Raw genomic sequence first — 16701 nt, forward strand, 5'->3', positions numbered from 1 at the left:
TTGAAGACAAACTAAAAGCAGACCGCTTTGTGGGCGGTCTGCTCTTTTAGTTGGCATTTTTAAATGATTTAGATGAAGTGAAGGCTGTATGAGTCAATGTTTTACCAGTTAGACCAAATAGCATCGTTAAAATAGGAGAGAGCAGGCAGAAAAATGCGAACGGAAGATAGTCTAATACCGGAACTCCCAGAACTCCGGATAGAAACACCCCGCATACGCTCCAAGGGACGAGCGGATTGATGACAGTTCCTGCATCCTCAAGAGTTCGTGATAAGTTTTTCTTAGCTAAATGAGCCTTTTCATAAATGGGCTGATAAGCTTCTCCTGTTAATAAGATCGATAAATATTGTTCCCCTACTGCTATATTTACACCGATTGCAGTAATTGCCGTTGAAATTGTAATGGATCGGGCGGATTTCAGGGCTCCCTTAATTTTTTCCAAAATGGCAGGAATTACACCTGTTGCAAAAAAGAGTCCGCCAAGGGCTAAGGCTAATAGGACGAGCGAAACAGTAAACAGCATGCTATTCATGCCGCCTCTCGTTAAAAGGTCGTTAACTGCTTGATGGTTCGTTTCGGCCGTGTACCCGTTGAACCAAGTTCCCCATAACTCACCCCATGGCAGCACGCCCCTGAGTCCGGCGATAATTGTGGCGGTAAGACTGGTAATCGTTAAGGAAATAAAGGCAGGCTGTTTGCTGATCGTTAACAGTATGAGTATGATTAGTGGAATCCATGAACTCCAATGCATCAAGTTAGAGTCGAGTAAGCCCTGTTGAAATGATGATAGTTCACTTCCTGTCGAGCTTCGTGCAGGGGAGAGCACCGCAAATAGAATAAAACTGATTACGAAAGCCGGAACTGTCGTCCAGGCCATATTTTTGATATGTTCAAACAAATCTACTTTTACAACGGTGGAAGCCAGGTTGGTTGTATCTGATAAAGGCGACATTTTGTCACCGAAAAACGCACCAGAAACGACTGCACCAGCTGTAATCGCCAGTGAAATATCTGTGGATTGTGCGACTCCCATCATGGCGACCCCCACTGTGGCAGCTGTCGTAAACGAACTCCCTAAGGCTATTCCTACCACAGCTGTAATGGAAAAAGTAATGGCATAAAACCATGGTCCGCCTGCGATAAGAAAGGATGCATTCATAAGGACAGGGATGGTCCCGCTGGCCATCCAGCTGGCGATTAGGACACCAATCAGGAAGAATAGCAGGACAGCAGCCATTCCCGATTGTGCGCCTTGAATCATGCCATTCTGGAGCTCACTGAAGGACATCTTCTTTAGAAATCCGTAAGCCAGCATCACGATAATTCCTAGCAGGATGGGAATGTGGGGCGCACTTTGTAATACAATAATAAAGAAACTGATAAGAGCAATAATCCCAAGGAGTACTAGCACGGATTCAAGAACTCCTGGCAACTTCTTTGGCTGTAGATGAAGCATCGATAAACCTCCTTTATAGTCAATGTAGGATTAGTATCTTTTTTACTTAAACGCTTTTAAGTGATGAAGCATATAGATACTATATGCTAGGAAACGTGTTTATGTCAACCATTTGAGCGGATCAGCTTACCTTTTTAGTATGGCGAGTGAATCCTGGATAATGTGGAAGGTCAGAATCTTTCTGTGTTTGGGTAGAGTCACTGAAGGTTTGGGCAGAATCCTGGAGCTCAAGGGTCGAATCATTCGATATTACGGCCGAATCAATGAGAGTGAGGGGAGAATCTAATGATAGTCGCTCGCCAAAAATTCCCTTCATAAGACGACTCACCGATAAATGAATGTGAATAACTTTATCGTGGTCTCAAAATTGTGTATAATAGTGGAAATTTTCAAGATAGGGGATAGAACAATGGGGACTCAAGTGATAGAAGCCGCCACAGGAACAACTCGTCTACATATGGCCAAACGCGGTACAATTGCAGGTCTTCCTATTATGTTAGGATATCTGCCGATTGCTTTAACATATGGTGTATTGGCTGGACAATCAGGTATGACAAATATGGAACTTACCCTCATGAGTGTGCTCGTTTTCGCAGGCGCCTCTCAGTTTCTTGCCGTGGGGATGGTAGCGGCGAGCACGGGGGCAATGGAAATTATTATAGCCACATTTGTTCTGAATTTCAGGCATTTTGTAATGAGTTTGTCATTTATGAATCGGTTGAGAGGAATTGCACTTAGAGCTAAGGTACCATTGTCACTAGGGATTACAGATGAAACGTTTGCGGTGTCGATGTTGTATCGAAAAGAAAGCAAAGAGGCTCATGCTTCGTGGTTTTACGCTGCCTTGATTTTGACAGCCTATGTATCTTGGGTGGGAGGTTCTTACCTTGGCGGTGTGCTGGGAGACATTATACCTAGCAGGCTGAGTCAAAGCATGGGAGTCGCTTTATATGCGATGTTCATAGGGCTGCTAGTCCCTTCAGTGCGCAAACAATATCGAATTGCACTTGTGGCCATTTTTGCGATGATGATTAACTTTCTTTGTCAGTGGTGGGGAATGGATCAAGGATGGGCAATCGTGCTTGGGACTCTAATTGGCGGTCTGAGTGGAATATGGATTTTACAAGATGGGGAGGAAGAAGAATCGTGATCATTTGGATGATTATCGGCATGGCGGTGGTTACCGCAATTCCAAGATTTATCCCGGCGTTCATCATTGATCAAGCTCATTTTCCCAAATGGGTGGACCGTTGGCTGAATGCGATTCCTTATGCTGCGTTAGGGGCCTTGATTTTTCCGGGAATTTTATCTGTCAAACCTGATGCCCCTCAAATAGGAGTCATCGCAGCTCTTGTTGCTATTTTATTAGCCTGGGTGAATGTTCATATCATTGGGGTCGTGCTCGGGGCGATTGCGGCCGTCTTTTTCATGACCTTGTAGCACGGTATGGGTGTTTGTGTCATAACGTATAGGGACACTTTTTTGAAAGGAATTGATGGCGTTATGTACAGACAACTAGGTTTCCCATGGGGACCTCCCGGAGGTGGGCAAGGTCAAGGTGGTCCAGGCGGTTTTCCAGGTTTTGGCCCCCCGCCAGGCCGTCCGCCACAGGGAGGAACGCAAGGTGCGCCGCAAAATTACCCCCCTGGGCCCCCGCCGGGTGATATAGAGTCATACCCTGATGCGCAAGGGTTTAGTGGTCCTGGGGTATTTGCTGTGGATCCAGGTTCCATGTATGGATGCTTGTTTCGTTTCACTAGAGTACGTTTAAACAACGGACGAAGATTTTGGTTTTATCCCATCTTTATTGGACGGACATCTGTAGCTGGTTATCGTTGGCGCCCGAACCGATATTCCTGGCAATACTTCGGGATTGATACGGATCGGATTTCAAGTTTCAGTTGTTAAAAAAAAGATGGTGCCACGAGCGTGGTGCCATTTTTTCTGCTACACTATGGATAAATAGATAGATGAAAAAGGGGAGAAAAGAAATGACCCATGTTAGAGTGGCTCGATTTGAGGATGCGAAAGATATTGCTAATATTCATATTCAAAGTTGGAAATCTACATATAGAGACTTGATCGATGAAAGGGATATGAGTAATATCACTCTTGAAAATCGAGTCGTTCTGTGGGAAACCATTTTACGGGCTCCAGTTAATGGACAGATTGCCTATGTGATTGAGAATGACCAACAAGAAGTCATAGGATTTGTGTCCGGTGGAAAAGAACGGACGAAGAATTATGGGTATGATGGAGAAATCTACGCCATTTATTTATTGGATGAGTATCAGCGTAAAGGCTATGGGAGGAAGATGATCGCAGCATTCGTTGCGGCTATGAAAGAAGAGGGATATCAATCTTTATTAGTCTGGGTGCTCACGCGTAACCCATCGAGCAATTTTTATCGTGTTTTAGGTGCTCAGCCCGTTGAAGCGGAAGAAGTGACAATTGGTCAAGGAACCTATGAAGAGACAGCCTATGGATGGGAGCATATTGACTCGTTGTTACAGCATTTTTCGTGAAAAAAGGATATTAAAAGCTAATCCTCTCTTAGTTCAAAACTAAGAGAGGATTTTTTTCTTATATTATAGGAGAAGATGTTATCCGCGATAAATTCAGTATTACCGCGATTATTAAGATATATCCGTTATTAGCCTTAGGAGGACAACTTCTAGGCCTACCAGACTGCAGAAGGCTTCTCACTGTTCTTCATAAGGTTCGATATGGATATGAGCATAATAAATCTTCATTTCCTGCTTAAGAAGGTCTTCCACCTCGTCCGTAATATCATGACCTTCCTGAATGGTCAGATTAGGATCAATGTTAATGGTAGCATCTACGAAAATCTGATTCCCTTGCAGACGAGCCTTCACATCATCAACGGTTAAAACGGATGGATGGCTGGCAATTACATGGCGAATATCATTAACTTCTACTTTGTTAAAGCCGTCACTGAGAGTGTGACTGGCCTCTCTGAAAATATCCCAAGCGGTTTTACAAATAATCAGCCCCACAATTAGGCCAGCTAATGGATCGAGCCAATACACTCCTAACTGGGCGCCAAATATACCTGCAGCAGCTCCGATGCTGACGAGTGCATCTGAGCGGTTATCCTGGGCAGCGGCATAAAGTGCTTGACTTTTCACCTGTGCAGAGAGATTCAAGTTGTAACGGTACACGCCAAACATAAACAGGGCTGCCAGAATAGCTGTCCACCCCGTTAACATAGAGGGTTCGCTGGTTTGACCCTGTATGATGCCCTCAATAGTGCCAATGATAACTTCGATTCCCACGGTCACCATAATGAAAGCAGCCACTAAGGAAGCAATGGTTTCGGCCCTGAAATGTCCATAATGATGATCCTCATCAGGAGGTTTGCGGGAAATTTTCAGTCCGATAAGCACGGCAATGGATGCAATAACATCTGTTGTATTATTAAGCCCGTCAGCTCTAAGAGCCTCAGAGTTCCCAATGGCTGCCACAATAAGCTTAACGGCAGCAAGGACCAAATAAGCAATAATACTTACCCATGCCCCTTTTTCACCACGTTTTATATTTTCGTATTCTCCCATAACATGATCCCCCGATTTGTGTCTTACAGCATGTTATAGCTTACCAAAGCTAGTTACATTGGGTCTAGAGAAAAAAATCTACCCGTCTACACATAGCTTGCGGACGGTAAGAATCTTTGTACAAGGTAAACTTTTGAACAGTTCCAGTGTAGCCATGACTACGCTGCATTATTTAAATTTTTTAAGAAAAATTTGTTTAAAATAAGGTTTATAATTTAAATTAAAGGGAATTATATAACTAAATATTCAGAAAAATCATTGCGAAATACACTTAAATCCTTCATAATGGAAAAAAGCAATAAGGGGGTATTCTCATGAGAAAGCAAAAGGTTATATACGTATTGCGTCGAAACCCTGGATTCAGGAATCGTGAAATCACTGCCAAAAGAGAATTGTCCTTCGGGATTCGTTTAGCCTCAAGACTGCTTCTGGATGAATTAAGCTTTCAATTTAATAAAGAACAGATAGACAAACAAATTAACTTAGCCATTGATAACGATGATAGACAAGAATTTCACCGTTTGAGTGAAAAATATCAACCCTATACTTGGGAATAGATGATAAAGTGCCACTTATTCAGTGGCGCTTTTTTTTGCCCCACACGACGTGGGGTAGTTCGGTGTTGGCACAGGCCCTACACGACGTAGGGTCGTTCGACGTTGGCACAGGACATGCCGAACTTAGTCGAACTTCCTTTAACTCCGTTCTTAGCCGAACTTCCTCTGTTCCCAGTCTTAACTTCCTTGAATTTCGATTTTAACCGAACTCCTTTCATGTCGACTTTAATGAACTTCTTCTTTTATAACTAAACTACCTGCATACTCGCCATCATAAATTTGCGTGTACAGGAACTTCCTGAAAGTGTTATAGTGAATAAAGATTAAAGGGTTAGGAAGGTATGACAATGATGAAATGGAAGTATATTGTACTAGGTGTGGGCTTAAGCGTGATGCTGTCAGGGTGCTCCCTCGATCAATTCACTAGTGCGGATAATGAGGGCGAGCAACCGACGTCTACCGAGCCGGCCCCATCAAGTGAAGAAGATTCCGCTGATGAACAGAAGCAATCAAATGAAAAGCAAAGCGAGAATTCTGAACCATCCAAAGAACAACAAAAGGAAGAGTCTGAAGATCCTAATGTTCCAGTTGCTGGGGATAAAGCTGAGGAAAAGAAAGATAGTGATGGATTGACTGTCGTTAACGAACCTAAAAGTATGCATGTTGTGGTTAATAAGCATCGAAAACTGCCTGACGGGTACACACCACCTGACCTGGTGGTTCCGGAAGTCCCTTTTTATTTCACTGAGTTTCATCCTAAAAAGCAGATGCGTAAAGAAGCGGCTAGAGCTCTCGAAGAATTATTTGCGGCTGCCAGCCAAGACGGAATTGATTTAGTTGCTGCTTCAGGGTACCGCTCATATGAGAGACAAAAGAGTATTTATCAGCAAAACGTGGCTGAGCGAGGAGAGAAGGAAGCGAATCAATTCTCTGCAAAACCTGGAACAAGTGAGCATCAAACAGGGTTAGCTATGGATGTAACTTCGGCACAAATGGCGTTTAAATTAAAGCAATCCTTCCGGCAGACCGATGAAGGAGAATGGCTTGCGGAACATGCCCATGAGTACGGATTTATTATTAGATATCCAAAGGGAAAATCTGATATCACGGGGTATTCGTATGAACCGTGGCATTTAAGATATGTAGGAACGGATATATCTACTGAGATACACAAACAGGAGGAGACACTGGAAGAATTTTTTGGATTCTATCCTGCTTCCTGATTATACATGAACAAAAAGGAGCCAGACATGAACGGCACGTTAAACAAGGTTTAACGCATAGTTCAGAACGAGGGCTCCTTTTTTCATTCACTCACTTAATCCGACACGTACTTTAGGAAATCGTGCTTTTATTATTTCGTCAAAGGCAAACTGGGCTGTATCGCCAACGGTAATTTTTTTACCGTCAACAGGCAGGTAATTGACTTCATGGCGGATACTCCCTGCAGCTTCACCATCAGGAAGGTATGTTGGACATAGAATTGTCCAGGACAGGCTGGATTGGGCTAGAGCCTTATAAGCAAATAAATGTTCTTCAGCAGCGAATGTTTGACGCCGCTTCGATTCACTGGTTTGAAACCGATAGCTTCCTTCCTCAATCCGACTGTTTAAAATACCTGCTGTGCCGATCGTGATGATTCGTTCTATATCGTATTTGTCCATGCTCTGAATAATTACAGGCATCGCTTGCGATAGTGTCGTTGTTTTATCCGTACCAAGTCCACTGAAGACAATATCGCAGCCTTGAATGGTGGCTTCCACATCCTCAGCGTTGAGCACATCACCTTCAATAAGATGGGCACTAGGGATCATTTCCTGAGCCTTGGTGCGATCTCGTACTAAAGCGTTGACTTCAATATTCTCTTCGGCAGCTTGATTGACCACACGGCTTCCTACTCTTCCGGTGGCTCCAAAAACGGCAATTTTCATCAGTAACACCTCATTATTATGAATTTTGTAAAAATTGAACTATAATCCAGACTGATTTGATAAACTTAATCAAGGGGAGGTGGCATGGAATGAAAAAGAAACCGGTCTTAAGCTGGATGTTATATGATTTTGGGAACTCAGCCTTTGCTACAACCATTATGGCTGCCGTATTGCCTATTTTCTATTATGATGTAGCAGCAAAAGGGGTTGAGAATTCCCTGGCCACCAGCTACTGGGGGTATTCCCAGTCTATAGCTGTCTTAATCATCGCGATACTCGCTCCGATTCTTGGTGCTATTAGTGATTTTTCAGCAGCCAAGAAAAAGTTCTTAATGTTTTTTGCCTTCATGGGGATGACGGCAAGTGTGCTGTTAGCCTTTGTAGGGGAAGGGGATTATCTCTTGGCTTCCCTGCTTCTGATTGTAGGTACGATCGGGTTCTCCGGCGGCAATGCGTTCTATGATGCCTTCTTGCCAGAGGTTAGTGATGAGAAGTCCATCGATAAAGTATCCTCCTGGGGCTACGCTTTTGGCTATCTTGGAGGAGGAGTGCTGTTAGCCATTAACTTAATGATGATCTTAAATTATCAATGGTTTGGCTTGCCTGACACACTGACAGCTACCCAGCTTTCGTTCGTATCTGTCGGCGTATGGTGGCTGATTTTTGCCATTCCGTTATTTAAAAATGTGAAGGAAGAGAAAAAGCAGAGGTCCCGGCGTACTTCATCCTACGCCAAAATCGGCTTCAAACGAGTGGGCAGAACGATTAGAGAACTGCCACAATTTAAGCACCTGCTCATTTTCTTACTGGCTTTCTGGCTGTACAATGATGGGATATCCACGATTATTAAGATGGCTACCATCTATGGCAGAGATATAGGAATCAACAGTAATTCGCTGATTCTGGCCTTATTAATTACTCAATTCGTCGGGATTCCATTTGCCTTTTTGTTTGGCTATCTCGCTGATAAAATCTCCGCAAAGCGTGCCCTTATACTGGCATTATACATTTATTTGGCGATTGTGGCATTAGGGTATTTTATGACATCTGCCTTGCACTTTTACCTGTTAGCCATCTGTGTAGGGATGGTACAGGGCGGAGCGCAGTCACTAAGCCGATCTATTTTTGGCAAAATGGTTCCGGCTGACCGCCACGCTGAATTTTACGGATTCTATGGAATCTCCTCCAAATTCGCGGCTATTTTTGGTCCGTTCGTTTTTGCACTAGTCGGCCAATTGACGGGATCAAGCCGACTAGGAATTATGTCCTTAATCGTCTTTTTTATCGGTGGGATTGTGTTATTGAAATTTGTTGATATTGAAAAAGGAATGGCTCAAGCTCAAGAACATACGAAAAAACAACAAAAGACGATTGTTAAAACTTAATTAAACAAATTAACCACTATTACGTGCAGTTCCTTTAAATGGGTACGCCTCGACTCCCACTTTAAAAGCACATAAAGTTCTATATAAAAAAGAAGCATTGGTTAACTCAGCCAATGCTCTGTCTTTTCTGCTTTGGAGGTTCTTTTAAAAAGAACAGGGAAGGAGTAACACCGTGTCAATTTCGATATATCCACAAATTTCCTCATACAATCGGATCACTATAGGCATTATCCAGTCCAAGCGTCAATGGTTTTCCCGTATCATAAGAAATATCTCCAATCAAATCCACGATCTTCTCCAGCTGGTGCTCATTTGTACTGCCCCAATACTGCAGAATTCTTTCCATGATCACACAAGCGTCCGCAAAGGCCTTTTCATACAAATCAATAAAAGAAGAAGTGGAAATTTCACCGGTGGCTGAATGCTTCCATTCTAAGTTTGTTTCATTTAAGTAATCAATTTTTTTATCGATCGGTCTATGTGAAAAGGGAGAAACCAGTGTACCTAACAACTGATGCTTCCATCCAGTCGGATCAAATAACAAACGCTGAGCGAGAGCGATGTCCATGAAGGACTGGACTACATAATTCGAAGGGACAATCTGTACTGCATGGGGGAATTGAATATAGATTTCCTGCTCGATCCATTGTGCCAGCTTTTTTGCTTCGTGGTTGCTCAACTGAATGTGCTTGTAAGCGGGTGTTTTCCACGTTTTCAGGTTCCGGTAGCGGTCCAGTATGATGGTGTCAATGATGACTTCAAATATTTGATGTTTATGGCCCTCATAGCCAGAACGATAGTGAATATAAGGATGTGTAATGCGGTCAAGAATATGATGGGTAACGAAACCTAGAATATAGGCTTGTGACTGATTTTTTTCATGTTTGCCACGCTTAATGATGTTGTGTAAGAAGGAACCGCATTTTTCTGTATGCAGCTTCATTCCAATATCGGGCACCCCGCGGTCGTTGAGTTTAGGCCAGAAATTGTAGTAGAAGAACGGATCGGGTCCCTGAGCACCGAGAGCTAAAAAACGCCCAGATGTTTCGATAAGATCGTGGCGCTCAAGCTGGTCACAAACGTCTTCCGCAAACAAAATATGCGTCCAAATATTCGGCATGTCCACACCTCGTTTTTCCTTAATTATAAACTAACATAGAAAAAGAGCCCCGAGGACTCTTTTTCACCCATTTATTTACCCATTGGAAAAGACCAAGCTAAAAAACTGCACCTCTTCGTGAGAGATCAGCCCGCTTTTCGGCTGGTAACCTTATTTTATAGTATGATCAGAAAAATGTAAATAATCAGATAAATGTGTTGTGGCATTTTTCAACAAATTCCCCCTGTTGATTAATGAATGTTTAAAAGAAAATTGATACAATTAATAAGGGATGTTTACACAAGATATAAAGGAGGAGCATTATGGATTATCGAATTGAAAAAGATACATTAGGTGAAATAAAAGTTCCGAGTGATAAATATTGGGCAGCTCAAACACAACGAAGTAAGGAGAATTTCCCGATCGGCAATGAGAAAATGCCGAAAGAAATTATTGAAGGTTTTGCCATTCTCAAGAAAAGCGCTGCCAAAGCCAATCATGAACTCGGTTTACTTGAAAAAGATAAAGCAGAGGCGATCGGCCATGCAGCTGATCAAATTCTTGAAGGGGTCTTAGAGGAACACTTTCCGCTTGTTGTCTGGCAAACGGGCAGTGGTACACAATCTAATATGAACGTGAATGAAGTGATCGCTCATGTCGGAAATAAGTGGCTTGAGGAGCAGGGAAAAGAAACTCGTTTGCATCCTAATGACGATGTAAACAAATCTCAAAGCTCTAATGATACATACCCTACAGCACTGCACATCGCGTCAGTCAGAAAGCTTGAGGATGTATTACTACCGGGTTTAACACAATTAAAGGATACATTAGAAGAAAAGATGGAAGCGTTTAACGACATTGTTAAAATTGGCCGTACTCATTTGCAAGATGCGACACCGCTAACGCTAGGGCAGGAAATAAGCGGATGGCACCGTATGCTTGAAAAAACCGAAAAGATGCTGATTGATAGTACAAACTATGTAAAAGAGCTTGCTATTGGCGGAACTGCTGTCGGTACTGGTCTTAATGCGCATGTAGATTTTGCGGATCAAGTCGTTTCCAAAATTAATGATGAAACACAAAAGCATTTTATTTCTGCCCCGAATAAATTTCATGCGTTAACATCCCATGATGAACTAGTGCATGCCCACGGAGCTATTAAGGCTTTAGCAGCTGACGTTATGAAAATTGCCAATGATGTCAGATGGCTGGCCAGTGGACCGCGCTGTGGAATTGGTGAAATTACAATTCCGGCTAATGAGCCTGGCAGCTCGATTATGCCTGGTAAAGTAAACCCGACCCAGAGTGAAGCGATCACGATGGTTGCTGCACAGGTGATGGGGAATGATGCAACAATTGGTTTTGCGGCCAGTCAGGGTAATTTTGAATTGAATGTATTTAAACCTGTCATTGCTTATAACTTCTTGCAGTCCGCGCAATTACTTGCTGACAGCATGGTTTCCTTTAATGAACGTTGTGTTGTTGGATTAGAACCAAATCATGAGCAAATTGAAAAGTATCTACGTGATTCATTGATGCTTGTGACAGCGTTGAATCCACACATTGGTTATGAAAATGCAGCTAAAATCGCTAAAACAGCTTTTGAAAAAGATCAAACATTGAAGGAAACAGCTGTGGAACTTGGTTTGCTTACAGAAGAGCAATTCGAGGAATATGTGGATCCAAAGGCGATGACAAAGCCTAGCGCCAAGTAACTATATAAACGGTCTAGCCATGCCGTTCACCTCTAAGTAAATTACCGTATATTGGAATGAAATTTCTGTGATAAAAATAGCAGTACCCGATCATACTACTATTACACAGGACAGGAGGTGAGACAACATGGCTAACAACAGTTCTAACGAGTTAGTAGTACCTGGCGTACAACAAGCTCTAGACCAAATGAAAACTGAGATTGCACAAGAATTCGGAGTACAACTTGGTGCTGATTCTACTTCCCGTGCTAACGGTTCTGTAGGTGGAGAAATCACTAAGCGTCTTGTGTCAATGGCTGAGCAACAGTTCGGCGGACAAAAATAATTAAATAATTTGAAGGAGGAGAAAGGGTGCGCCCTTTCTCCTCTTTATTTTTATGAAAAGCTTTAAAATTGATTCCGGATTTGTTGAGAGCTGCATAAATAAGCTAAAAAAGACACAGCAGAAAAGATCAGCTGTGTCTTTAAATTGAGTTTAGATTTAGTGGATTCGCTGTTCCGTTTCTTTATCGAAAAAGTGGACTTTGTTCATATCAATTGCAAGTACGATTTCATCTCCACCGTTAATATCAGAGCGAGAATCGACCCTTGCGATGAACTCTTGATCATCCAGTTTAGAATAAAGATAAGATTCAGAGCCCATTAGCTCAGCCACTTCGATGTAGGCTTTAATTTTCTTATCTGGGTTCGCATCGATAAATAACGGTTCATCATGCATATCTTCCGGGCGTACACCGAGAATGATTTCTTTACCGATATAATCCTGGTCACGCAATGTCTTTAACTTTCCTTCCGGCACAGCAAGGTTCACATCGCCTATTTGAATATGATCCTCACGAAGGGTTCCGGCAAAGAAGTTCATGGCAGGAGATCCGATGAAACCACCGACAAAAACATTTTCCGGCTTATCATATACTTCTTTAGGTGCCCCAACCTGCTGGATGATACCATCCTTCATAACAACAAGACGTGTAGCCATCGTCATGGCCTCTGTCTGGTCATGCGTTACATAGATCGTTGTCGTTTGCAGACGCTGGTGAAGCTTTTGAATTTCGGCTCTCATCTGGACACGTAATTTGGCATCAAGGTTGGACAAGGGTTCATCCATCAGGAACACTTTCGCATCCCGTACAATAGCCCGTCCAAGTGCCACACGCTGACGCTGTCCACCGGAAAGTGCTTTCGGTTTACGATCTAATAAAGCTTCAAGTCCCAGGATATTGGCTGCGTTGTTGACACGCTGCTCGATTTCTTTTTTATCCATTTTCCGTAATTTAAGGCCAAACGCCATATTATCATAAACGTTCATATGCGGATAGAGGGCATAGTTCTGGAACACCATCGCAATGTCGCGGTCCTTAGGTGCTACATCATTCATACGCTTCTCATCAATCATGAAATCGCCGCCCGTTATTTCCTCGAGCCCGGCAATCATTCGTAAGGTAGTTGATTTACCACAGCCAGATGGACCTACAAAAACGATGAATTCTTTGTCATTAATATGTAAGTTGAAGTCATCAACGGCTTTTACTTTTTTGTCATACACTTTTTCAATATTATTTAACTTTAACTCTGCCATGAAAGGAGCCTCCCTGTTTTTTTGAAATCGCTTTCTTTAGTTAATATAAGTCTACCGCAGTGAACAGGAAGGGTAAATGGACAACGTGCACAAAGAATGCTTTCGTAATTTGTGCACGTTGTTTATCGGTCCGACTCAAGTAAAGAAAGGTACGTAATAATAGCACCCTGAAACTGTTTAATATCAACACCGGTTTTTTCAATAAATTTATCGACGCGATATTGTAAACTGTTTCGGTGCATATAAAGCCGTTTAGCTGCCAAAGTAGCATTTGAGCCAGACTCGAGAAAGACTTGAATCGTTTGAAGCAGGTCTTGATCATTGCGAACAGTGGAAAATAATGAGTCAGAAATCATGGTTCGTTCCGCTTTGGGCATCGATTCAATGTATAGAGATGGAATCACTTCTTGAAAAGTTGCCACAGGTCCGATGCTGTTTCGCATGGAGATATGAAAACATTTCTTTGCCCACTGAAAAAATGAGGGACCCTCAAGTGGTGATTCACTAAATTCACTAAGATAAAAATGGATTTTTGTATAAAAGTCACTCATTAATACATCAATCAGTGGCTGAAACGTAATCGGTTCCTGATTGTTTTCCATGATTTCTTCAATGATGACACCTTGTTGATGGTTCTCCCATAGCAGCGGCATCACGCGTGGAAAAAAGGATTGCAATGCTTCCTGAAACGTTTGACGGTCAACAGTTGGATCAGATAAAGAGAAAAATACAAACCTGAACTTTTGAGGCAGCGGTTCAGCCATCAATTCATCTGAATGACCCTCAAGAAAGCTGAACCAGAACTGCTCTCGAGCTGTCTTCTGATCATCCTGTTTAGAAATCGGAGTTAAAAACAGGTGAAGAAGCTGAACTTCTTTTTGATGGAGCTCTGTTTTTAAAATGGCAATTACCTGCTTTTCGTCCGTACGAAAAAGTTGGTACTTATGGGATGGTTCTATACTTAGCTCTTCGACAACGATTAGCGAGGGGTAGATCTGTTTAAGTTGCTCGATTTTAGTCATAGCGTCCTTCCTTTTTGAAGAAATCTCTACTATTATAGTAATACAAACAATTATTTCAGCAAACAAAGGATTTTTATAAAAATACAGGGAGAGAATTGAAGGAGGTTATGGATATGAATCAAGTACAGGAAAGAAGTCAATATGGACCAGAGTCTAAAAATCGATTAAAACGGATTGAAGGGCAGGTTCGTGGTGTAATCAGAATGATGGAAGAAGAAAAGGAATGTAAAGAAGTTGTGACCCAGCTGGCAGCTGCCCGATCAGCTATGGACCGTGCTATCGGTTATATTGTAGCAAGAAATTTAGAAACCAGCATAAAACAGGCTCAGGAAAAAGACGATGATTCTCAGGAATATATAGAAGAAGCCGTTAAAATGATTGTCAAAAGCCGATAAAGGATAAGCGCTGTGCCTGGTGCAGGCTTTCAGCGCTTATCCCGCCCACTCTACGATTCTGACTCCGACTGATGGTTCTCTTCAGGGATCGGATGAGTCTCTCCAATCTGCTCTCTACCATAAACTGGCCAAGTAGGTTTTCCTCCAGCCATCCCTTCATTAATCATACGATCCACGTCCAGTTCCAAGCGTTTTTTCCCTTCCGGATCATAATTTTTCTTGTTATGCATGTGATCACCTCGTTTTTATTTTGTCCTAAAATCTTTTCCCTCACTAAGGCAATAATTGGACGTTACCAAGGAGCTTGTACTTTAGTTGTATTGGCATCGCTTGTTTAAGTCATATATAATTGGAGCAGTTCTATGACTGAAAAGAGGGAATGCCAATGAATGTAGTTGTTTTAATAGTAGGTATGATGCTAATAGGAGCTGCAATCGGAGGGGTGACGAACCACCTCGCCATTAAAATGCTTTTTCGTCCATATAAACCGATTAAGATCGGAAAGTTCCAAGTTCCCTTTACGCCTGGGTTAATACCGAAGCGACGTGATGAACTGTCTCGTCAGCTTGGTGAGATGGTCGTAAATCATCTTCTAACGGCAGACGGGCTGCGAAGGAAAATCGAGGGACCTGCCTTTGAAAACCAGCTCACCACATTTGTTCAAGAAGAAGTAGAGAAGGTGCTGAACAATAATAATTCGATGCAGGCAATCCTATCTTCTCTTGATATCCATCTGGACCAGGAACGTCTGGAAGACTCGATTTCCACCTGGGTGGAAGAACGATACGATTCGATGATGAATGGAGTAAGAGAACAATCAGCCAGTGAATTGCTGCCTGAGGAATGGAAATACAAACTAGAGAATAGTGCTGATGAATTCGCTGTTTACATTCAGGAGCGAGTCAGGATGTACCTTGATAGTTATGAAGGAAAAGAGCGAATAGGTGACCTTATTGATGATTACTTAGACAATCAGGGATTTCTCGGGAATATGATCTCATCTTTTATGGGATCAGAGCGGCTTATTGATCGCATTCATCCTGTGCTCATAAAATATGTCTCAGCCCGAGAAGCTACAGATTGGCTGCAAACCATGATTCAAGCTGAGTTAAGCAAAGCATTGAATCGTCCTGTGGAAGAACTGGAAGATAAGATTGGAAAAACAACCATTGCCGAGACTCTTGGTAAAGTGGTAAGCCGAGGATTGCCGATGGAGCAATGGCTTAACCGATCCTTATCCGATTGGTCAAAACCCATCCAATCTAACATCATTCTCGATGTGATTCCAGCAGTCACCCCTAAGGTGACAGAGCTCCTGGCTTCACGGATGGAGCGAATGATGAACTCAATGAATTTATCCGGGATTGTTGAAGAGCAAGTATCGTCATTTCCTGTTGAACGTTTAGAAGATATCGTTCTCGGTATTTCCAAGCGAGAGTTTAAGATGATTACGTACCTAGGTGCATTGCTTGGGGGCTTGATTGGATTCGTTCAAGGAATCATCGCAGTTCTACTGGGATAGAAAGCTTGTCCTATACATGATTAAACGAGTTTGTTATAGTGGGAAGGAGTTACTCACTCAATATCTAGGAGGTACGTGAATTTATGGCTAATATTTATGACAATGCTTACGATCTTGAAAAAGCAATTCGTAATAGTGAAGAATTTCAAGGACTGAAGGAAGCTTATGATGCAGTCATGAGCGAAGAGTCTGCGAAGAAAATGTTCGAAGATTTCCGCCAAACTCAAATCACTTTGCAGCAAAAGCAGATGCAAGGCGAAGAAATTAGTGAAGAAGAAGTGGAACAAGCTCGTCAGGTTGTTGAACTGGTACAGCAGCATCCACAAATTTCAACATTGATGGAGCAAGAGCAGCGACTAAACACGGTGATTAACGATGTCAGCCGTATTATTACGAAGCCTCTTGAAGAGCTATACGGTAATCCTGAAGAACCACAACAATAATTATTTTTGCTTAAAAAGTCGT

19 protein-coding genes are annotated in these 16701 nt (G+C 42.4%); 12 read left to right on the top strand and 7 right to left on the bottom strand.

Annotation, left to right across the window (positions count from 1 at the left end; translation table 11 throughout):
- Positions 1 to 46 precede the first annotated feature (46 nt).
- Positions 47 to 1456: a Na+/H+ antiporter NhaC gene (gene nhaC / locus B5354_RS13205; protein ID WP_079529284.1), complete on the bottom strand. Its 1410-nt coding sequence runs from the start codon at positions 1454 to 1456 to the stop codon at positions 47 to 49.
- Between the two features lie 409 nt (positions 1457 to 1865).
- Between nhaC and B5354_RS13210 the strand changes: the two genes are divergently transcribed.
- The 4 genes from B5354_RS13210 (at position 1866) to B5354_RS13225 (ending at position 3981) form a co-directional block, all read left to right on the top strand.
- Positions 1866 to 2606, top strand: coding sequence for an AzlC family ABC transporter permease (locus B5354_RS13210; RefSeq protein WP_079529285.1), 741 nt, complete (start codon positions 1866 to 1868; stop codon positions 2604 to 2606).
- Positions 2603 to 2896, top strand: a complete 294-nt coding sequence (locus B5354_RS13215) for an AzlD domain-containing protein (RefSeq protein WP_079529286.1) — start codon at positions 2603 to 2605, stop codon at positions 2894 to 2896. Before B5354_RS13210 ends, B5354_RS13215 begins: the two co-directional genes overlap by 4 nt.
- A 63-nt stretch (positions 2897 to 2959) precedes the next feature.
- Positions 2960 to 3364 (top strand): hypothetical protein, encoded by a 405-nt coding sequence (locus B5354_RS13220; RefSeq protein ID WP_139377139.1) that lies wholly within the window; start codon positions 2960 to 2962, stop codon positions 3362 to 3364.
- Between the two features lie 83 nt (positions 3365 to 3447).
- Positions 3448 to 3981, top strand: a complete 534-nt coding sequence (locus tag B5354_RS13225) for a GNAT family N-acetyltransferase (RefSeq protein ID WP_079529288.1) — start codon at positions 3448 to 3450, stop codon at positions 3979 to 3981.
- 177 nt (positions 3982 to 4158) lie between these two features.
- On the opposite strand, the gene B5354_RS13230 is transcribed toward B5354_RS13225, so the two are convergent.
- Complete coding sequence (locus tag B5354_RS13230) at positions 4159 to 5031, bottom strand: cation diffusion facilitator family transporter (RefSeq protein ID WP_079529289.1); 873 nt, start codon at positions 5029 to 5031, stop codon at positions 4159 to 4161.
- A gap of 314 nt (positions 5032 to 5345) precedes the next feature.
- Here B5354_RS13230 and B5354_RS13235 point away from each other — a divergent pair, with 314 nt between their 5' ends.
- Positions 5346 to 5588: an IDEAL domain-containing protein gene (locus B5354_RS13235; protein WP_079529290.1), complete on the top strand. Its 243-nt coding sequence runs from the start codon at positions 5346 to 5348 to the stop codon at positions 5586 to 5588.
- Between the two features lie 347 nt (positions 5589 to 5935).
- Entirely contained in the window at positions 5936 to 6811 is an 876-nt protein-coding gene (locus B5354_RS13240) for a M15 family metallopeptidase (protein ID WP_342743012.1), read from the top strand.
- Positions 6812 to 6898: 87 nt separating this feature from the next.
- On the opposite strand, the gene B5354_RS13245 is transcribed toward B5354_RS13240, so the two are convergent.
- Complete coding sequence (locus B5354_RS13245; RefSeq protein WP_079529292.1) at positions 6899 to 7519, bottom strand: NAD(P)-dependent oxidoreductase; 621 nt, start codon at positions 7517 to 7519, stop codon at positions 6899 to 6901.
- 89 nt (positions 7520 to 7608) lie between these two features.
- On the opposite strand from B5354_RS13245, the gene B5354_RS13250 reads away from it, so the two are divergent.
- Positions 7609 to 8904, top strand: coding sequence for an MFS transporter (locus B5354_RS13250; RefSeq protein WP_079529293.1), 1296 nt, complete (start codon positions 7609 to 7611; stop codon positions 8902 to 8904).
- Between the two features lie 202 nt (positions 8905 to 9106).
- On the opposite strand, the gene B5354_RS13255 is transcribed toward B5354_RS13250, so the two are convergent.
- Complete coding sequence (locus B5354_RS13255) at positions 9107 to 10024, bottom strand: zinc dependent phospholipase C family protein (protein ID WP_079530582.1); 918 nt, start codon at positions 10022 to 10024, stop codon at positions 9107 to 9109.
- A 302-nt stretch (positions 10025 to 10326) separates the two neighbouring features.
- Between B5354_RS13255 and fumC the strand changes: the two genes are divergently transcribed.
- Together fumC and B5354_RS13265 are read left to right on the top strand one after the other, a co-directional pair.
- Entirely contained in the window at positions 10327 to 11718 is a 1392-nt protein-coding gene (gene fumC / locus B5354_RS13260; protein ID WP_079529294.1) for a class II fumarate hydratase, read from the top strand.
- A 127-nt stretch (positions 11719 to 11845) separates the two neighbouring features.
- Complete coding sequence (locus B5354_RS13265; RefSeq protein ID WP_079529295.1) at positions 11846 to 12043, top strand: alpha/beta-type small acid-soluble spore protein; 198 nt, start codon at positions 11846 to 11848, stop codon at positions 12041 to 12043.
- Between the two features lie 156 nt (positions 12044 to 12199).
- Here the strand turns inward: B5354_RS13265 and B5354_RS13270 are convergent, their stop codons facing one another.
- Positions 12200 to 13297: an ABC transporter ATP-binding protein gene (locus B5354_RS13270; RefSeq protein ID WP_079529296.1), complete on the bottom strand. Its 1098-nt coding sequence runs from the start codon at positions 13295 to 13297 to the stop codon at positions 12200 to 12202.
- A gap of 122 nt (positions 13298 to 13419) precedes the next feature.
- Positions 13420 to 14319: a PucR family transcriptional regulator gene (locus B5354_RS13275; RefSeq protein ID WP_079529297.1), complete on the bottom strand. Its 900-nt coding sequence runs from the start codon at positions 14317 to 14319 to the stop codon at positions 13420 to 13422.
- Positions 14320 to 14432: 113 nt separating this feature from the next.
- Between B5354_RS13275 and B5354_RS13280 the strand changes: the two genes are divergently transcribed.
- Complete coding sequence (locus B5354_RS13280) at positions 14433 to 14714, top strand: metal-sensing transcriptional repressor (RefSeq protein WP_079529298.1); 282 nt, start codon at positions 14433 to 14435, stop codon at positions 14712 to 14714.
- Positions 14715 to 14764: 50 nt separating this feature from the next.
- Here the strand turns inward: B5354_RS13280 and B5354_RS13285 are convergent, their stop codons facing one another.
- Positions 14765 to 14944, bottom strand: coding sequence for a hypothetical protein (locus B5354_RS13285; protein ID WP_079529299.1), 180 nt, complete (start codon positions 14942 to 14944; stop codon positions 14765 to 14767).
- A gap of 155 nt (positions 14945 to 15099) precedes the next feature.
- Between B5354_RS13285 and B5354_RS13290 the strand changes: the two genes are divergently transcribed.
- Positions 15100 to 16236, top strand: coding sequence for a DUF445 domain-containing protein (locus tag B5354_RS13290; protein ID WP_079529300.1), 1137 nt, complete (start codon positions 15100 to 15102; stop codon positions 16234 to 16236).
- 83 nt (positions 16237 to 16319) lie between these two features.
- On the top strand, positions 16320 to 16679 hold the full coding sequence (locus tag B5354_RS13295) for a YlbF/YmcA family competence regulator (RefSeq protein ID WP_079529301.1): 360 nt from the start codon (positions 16320 to 16322) through the stop codon (positions 16677 to 16679).
- Positions 16680 to 16701: the final 22 nt, after the last annotated feature.

Source organism: Halobacillus hunanensis (assembly GCF_900166655.1).
Lineage (GTDB): Bacteria > Bacillota > Bacilli > Bacillales > Halobacillaceae > Halobacillus_A > Halobacillus_A hunanensis.

What these genes read in the sequence shown, in the direction of transcription:
- fumC (WP_079529294.1), top strand. Translation starts at nt 10,327, where the DNA reads ATGGATTATCGAATTGAAAAAGATACATTAGGTGAAATAAAAGTTCCG.
- B5354_RS13265 (WP_079529295.1), top strand. Translation starts at nt 11,846, where the DNA reads ATGGCTAACAACAGTTCTAACGAGTTAGTAGTACCTGGCGTACAACAA.
- B5354_RS13295 (WP_079529301.1), top strand. Translation starts at nt 16,320, where the DNA reads ATGGCTAATATTTATGACAATGCTTACGATCTTGAAAAAGCAATTCGT.
- B5354_RS13270 (WP_079529296.1), bottom strand. Translation starts at nt 13,297, where the DNA reads ATGGCAGAGTTAAAGTTAAATAATATTGAAAAAGTGTATGACAAAAAA.
- B5354_RS13235 (WP_079529290.1), top strand. Translation starts at nt 5,346, where the DNA reads ATGAGAAAGCAAAAGGTTATATACGTATTGCGTCGAAACCCTGGATTC.
- B5354_RS13290 (WP_079529300.1), top strand. Translation starts at nt 15,100, where the DNA reads ATGAATGTAGTTGTTTTAATAGTAGGTATGATGCTAATAGGAGCTGCA.
- B5354_RS13285 (WP_079529299.1), bottom strand. Translation starts at nt 14,944, where the DNA reads ATGCATAACAAGAAAAATTATGATCCGGAAGGGAAAAAACGCTTGGAA.
- B5354_RS13255 (WP_079530582.1), bottom strand. Translation starts at nt 10,024, where the DNA reads ATGCCGAATATTTGGACGCATATTTTGTTTGCGGAAGACGTTTGTGAC.
- B5354_RS13250 (WP_079529293.1), top strand. Translation starts at nt 7,609, where the DNA reads ATGAAAAAGAAACCGGTCTTAAGCTGGATGTTATATGATTTTGGGAAC.
- B5354_RS13230 (WP_079529289.1), bottom strand. Translation starts at nt 5,031, where the DNA reads ATGGGAGAATACGAAAATATAAAACGTGGTGAAAAAGGGGCATGGGTA.
- B5354_RS13220 (WP_139377139.1), top strand. Translation starts at nt 2,960, where the DNA reads ATGTACAGACAACTAGGTTTCCCATGGGGACCTCCCGGAGGTGGGCAA.
- B5354_RS13210 (WP_079529285.1), top strand. Translation starts at nt 1,866, where the DNA reads ATGGGGACTCAAGTGATAGAAGCCGCCACAGGAACAACTCGTCTACAT.
- B5354_RS13275 (WP_079529297.1), bottom strand. Translation starts at nt 14,319, where the DNA reads ATGACTAAAATCGAGCAACTTAAACAGATCTACCCCTCGCTAATCGTT.
- B5354_RS13240 (WP_342743012.1), top strand. Translation starts at nt 5,936, where the DNA reads ATGATGAAATGGAAGTATATTGTACTAGGTGTGGGCTTAAGCGTGATG.
- B5354_RS13225 (WP_079529288.1), top strand. Translation starts at nt 3,448, where the DNA reads ATGACCCATGTTAGAGTGGCTCGATTTGAGGATGCGAAAGATATTGCT.
- B5354_RS13280 (WP_079529298.1), top strand. Translation starts at nt 14,433, where the DNA reads ATGAATCAAGTACAGGAAAGAAGTCAATATGGACCAGAGTCTAAAAAT.
- nhaC (WP_079529284.1), bottom strand. Translation starts at nt 1,456, where the DNA reads ATGCTTCATCTACAGCCAAAGAAGTTGCCAGGAGTTCTTGAATCCGTG.
- B5354_RS13245 (WP_079529292.1), bottom strand. Translation starts at nt 7,519, where the DNA reads ATGAAAATTGCCGTTTTTGGAGCCACCGGAAGAGTAGGAAGCCGTGTG.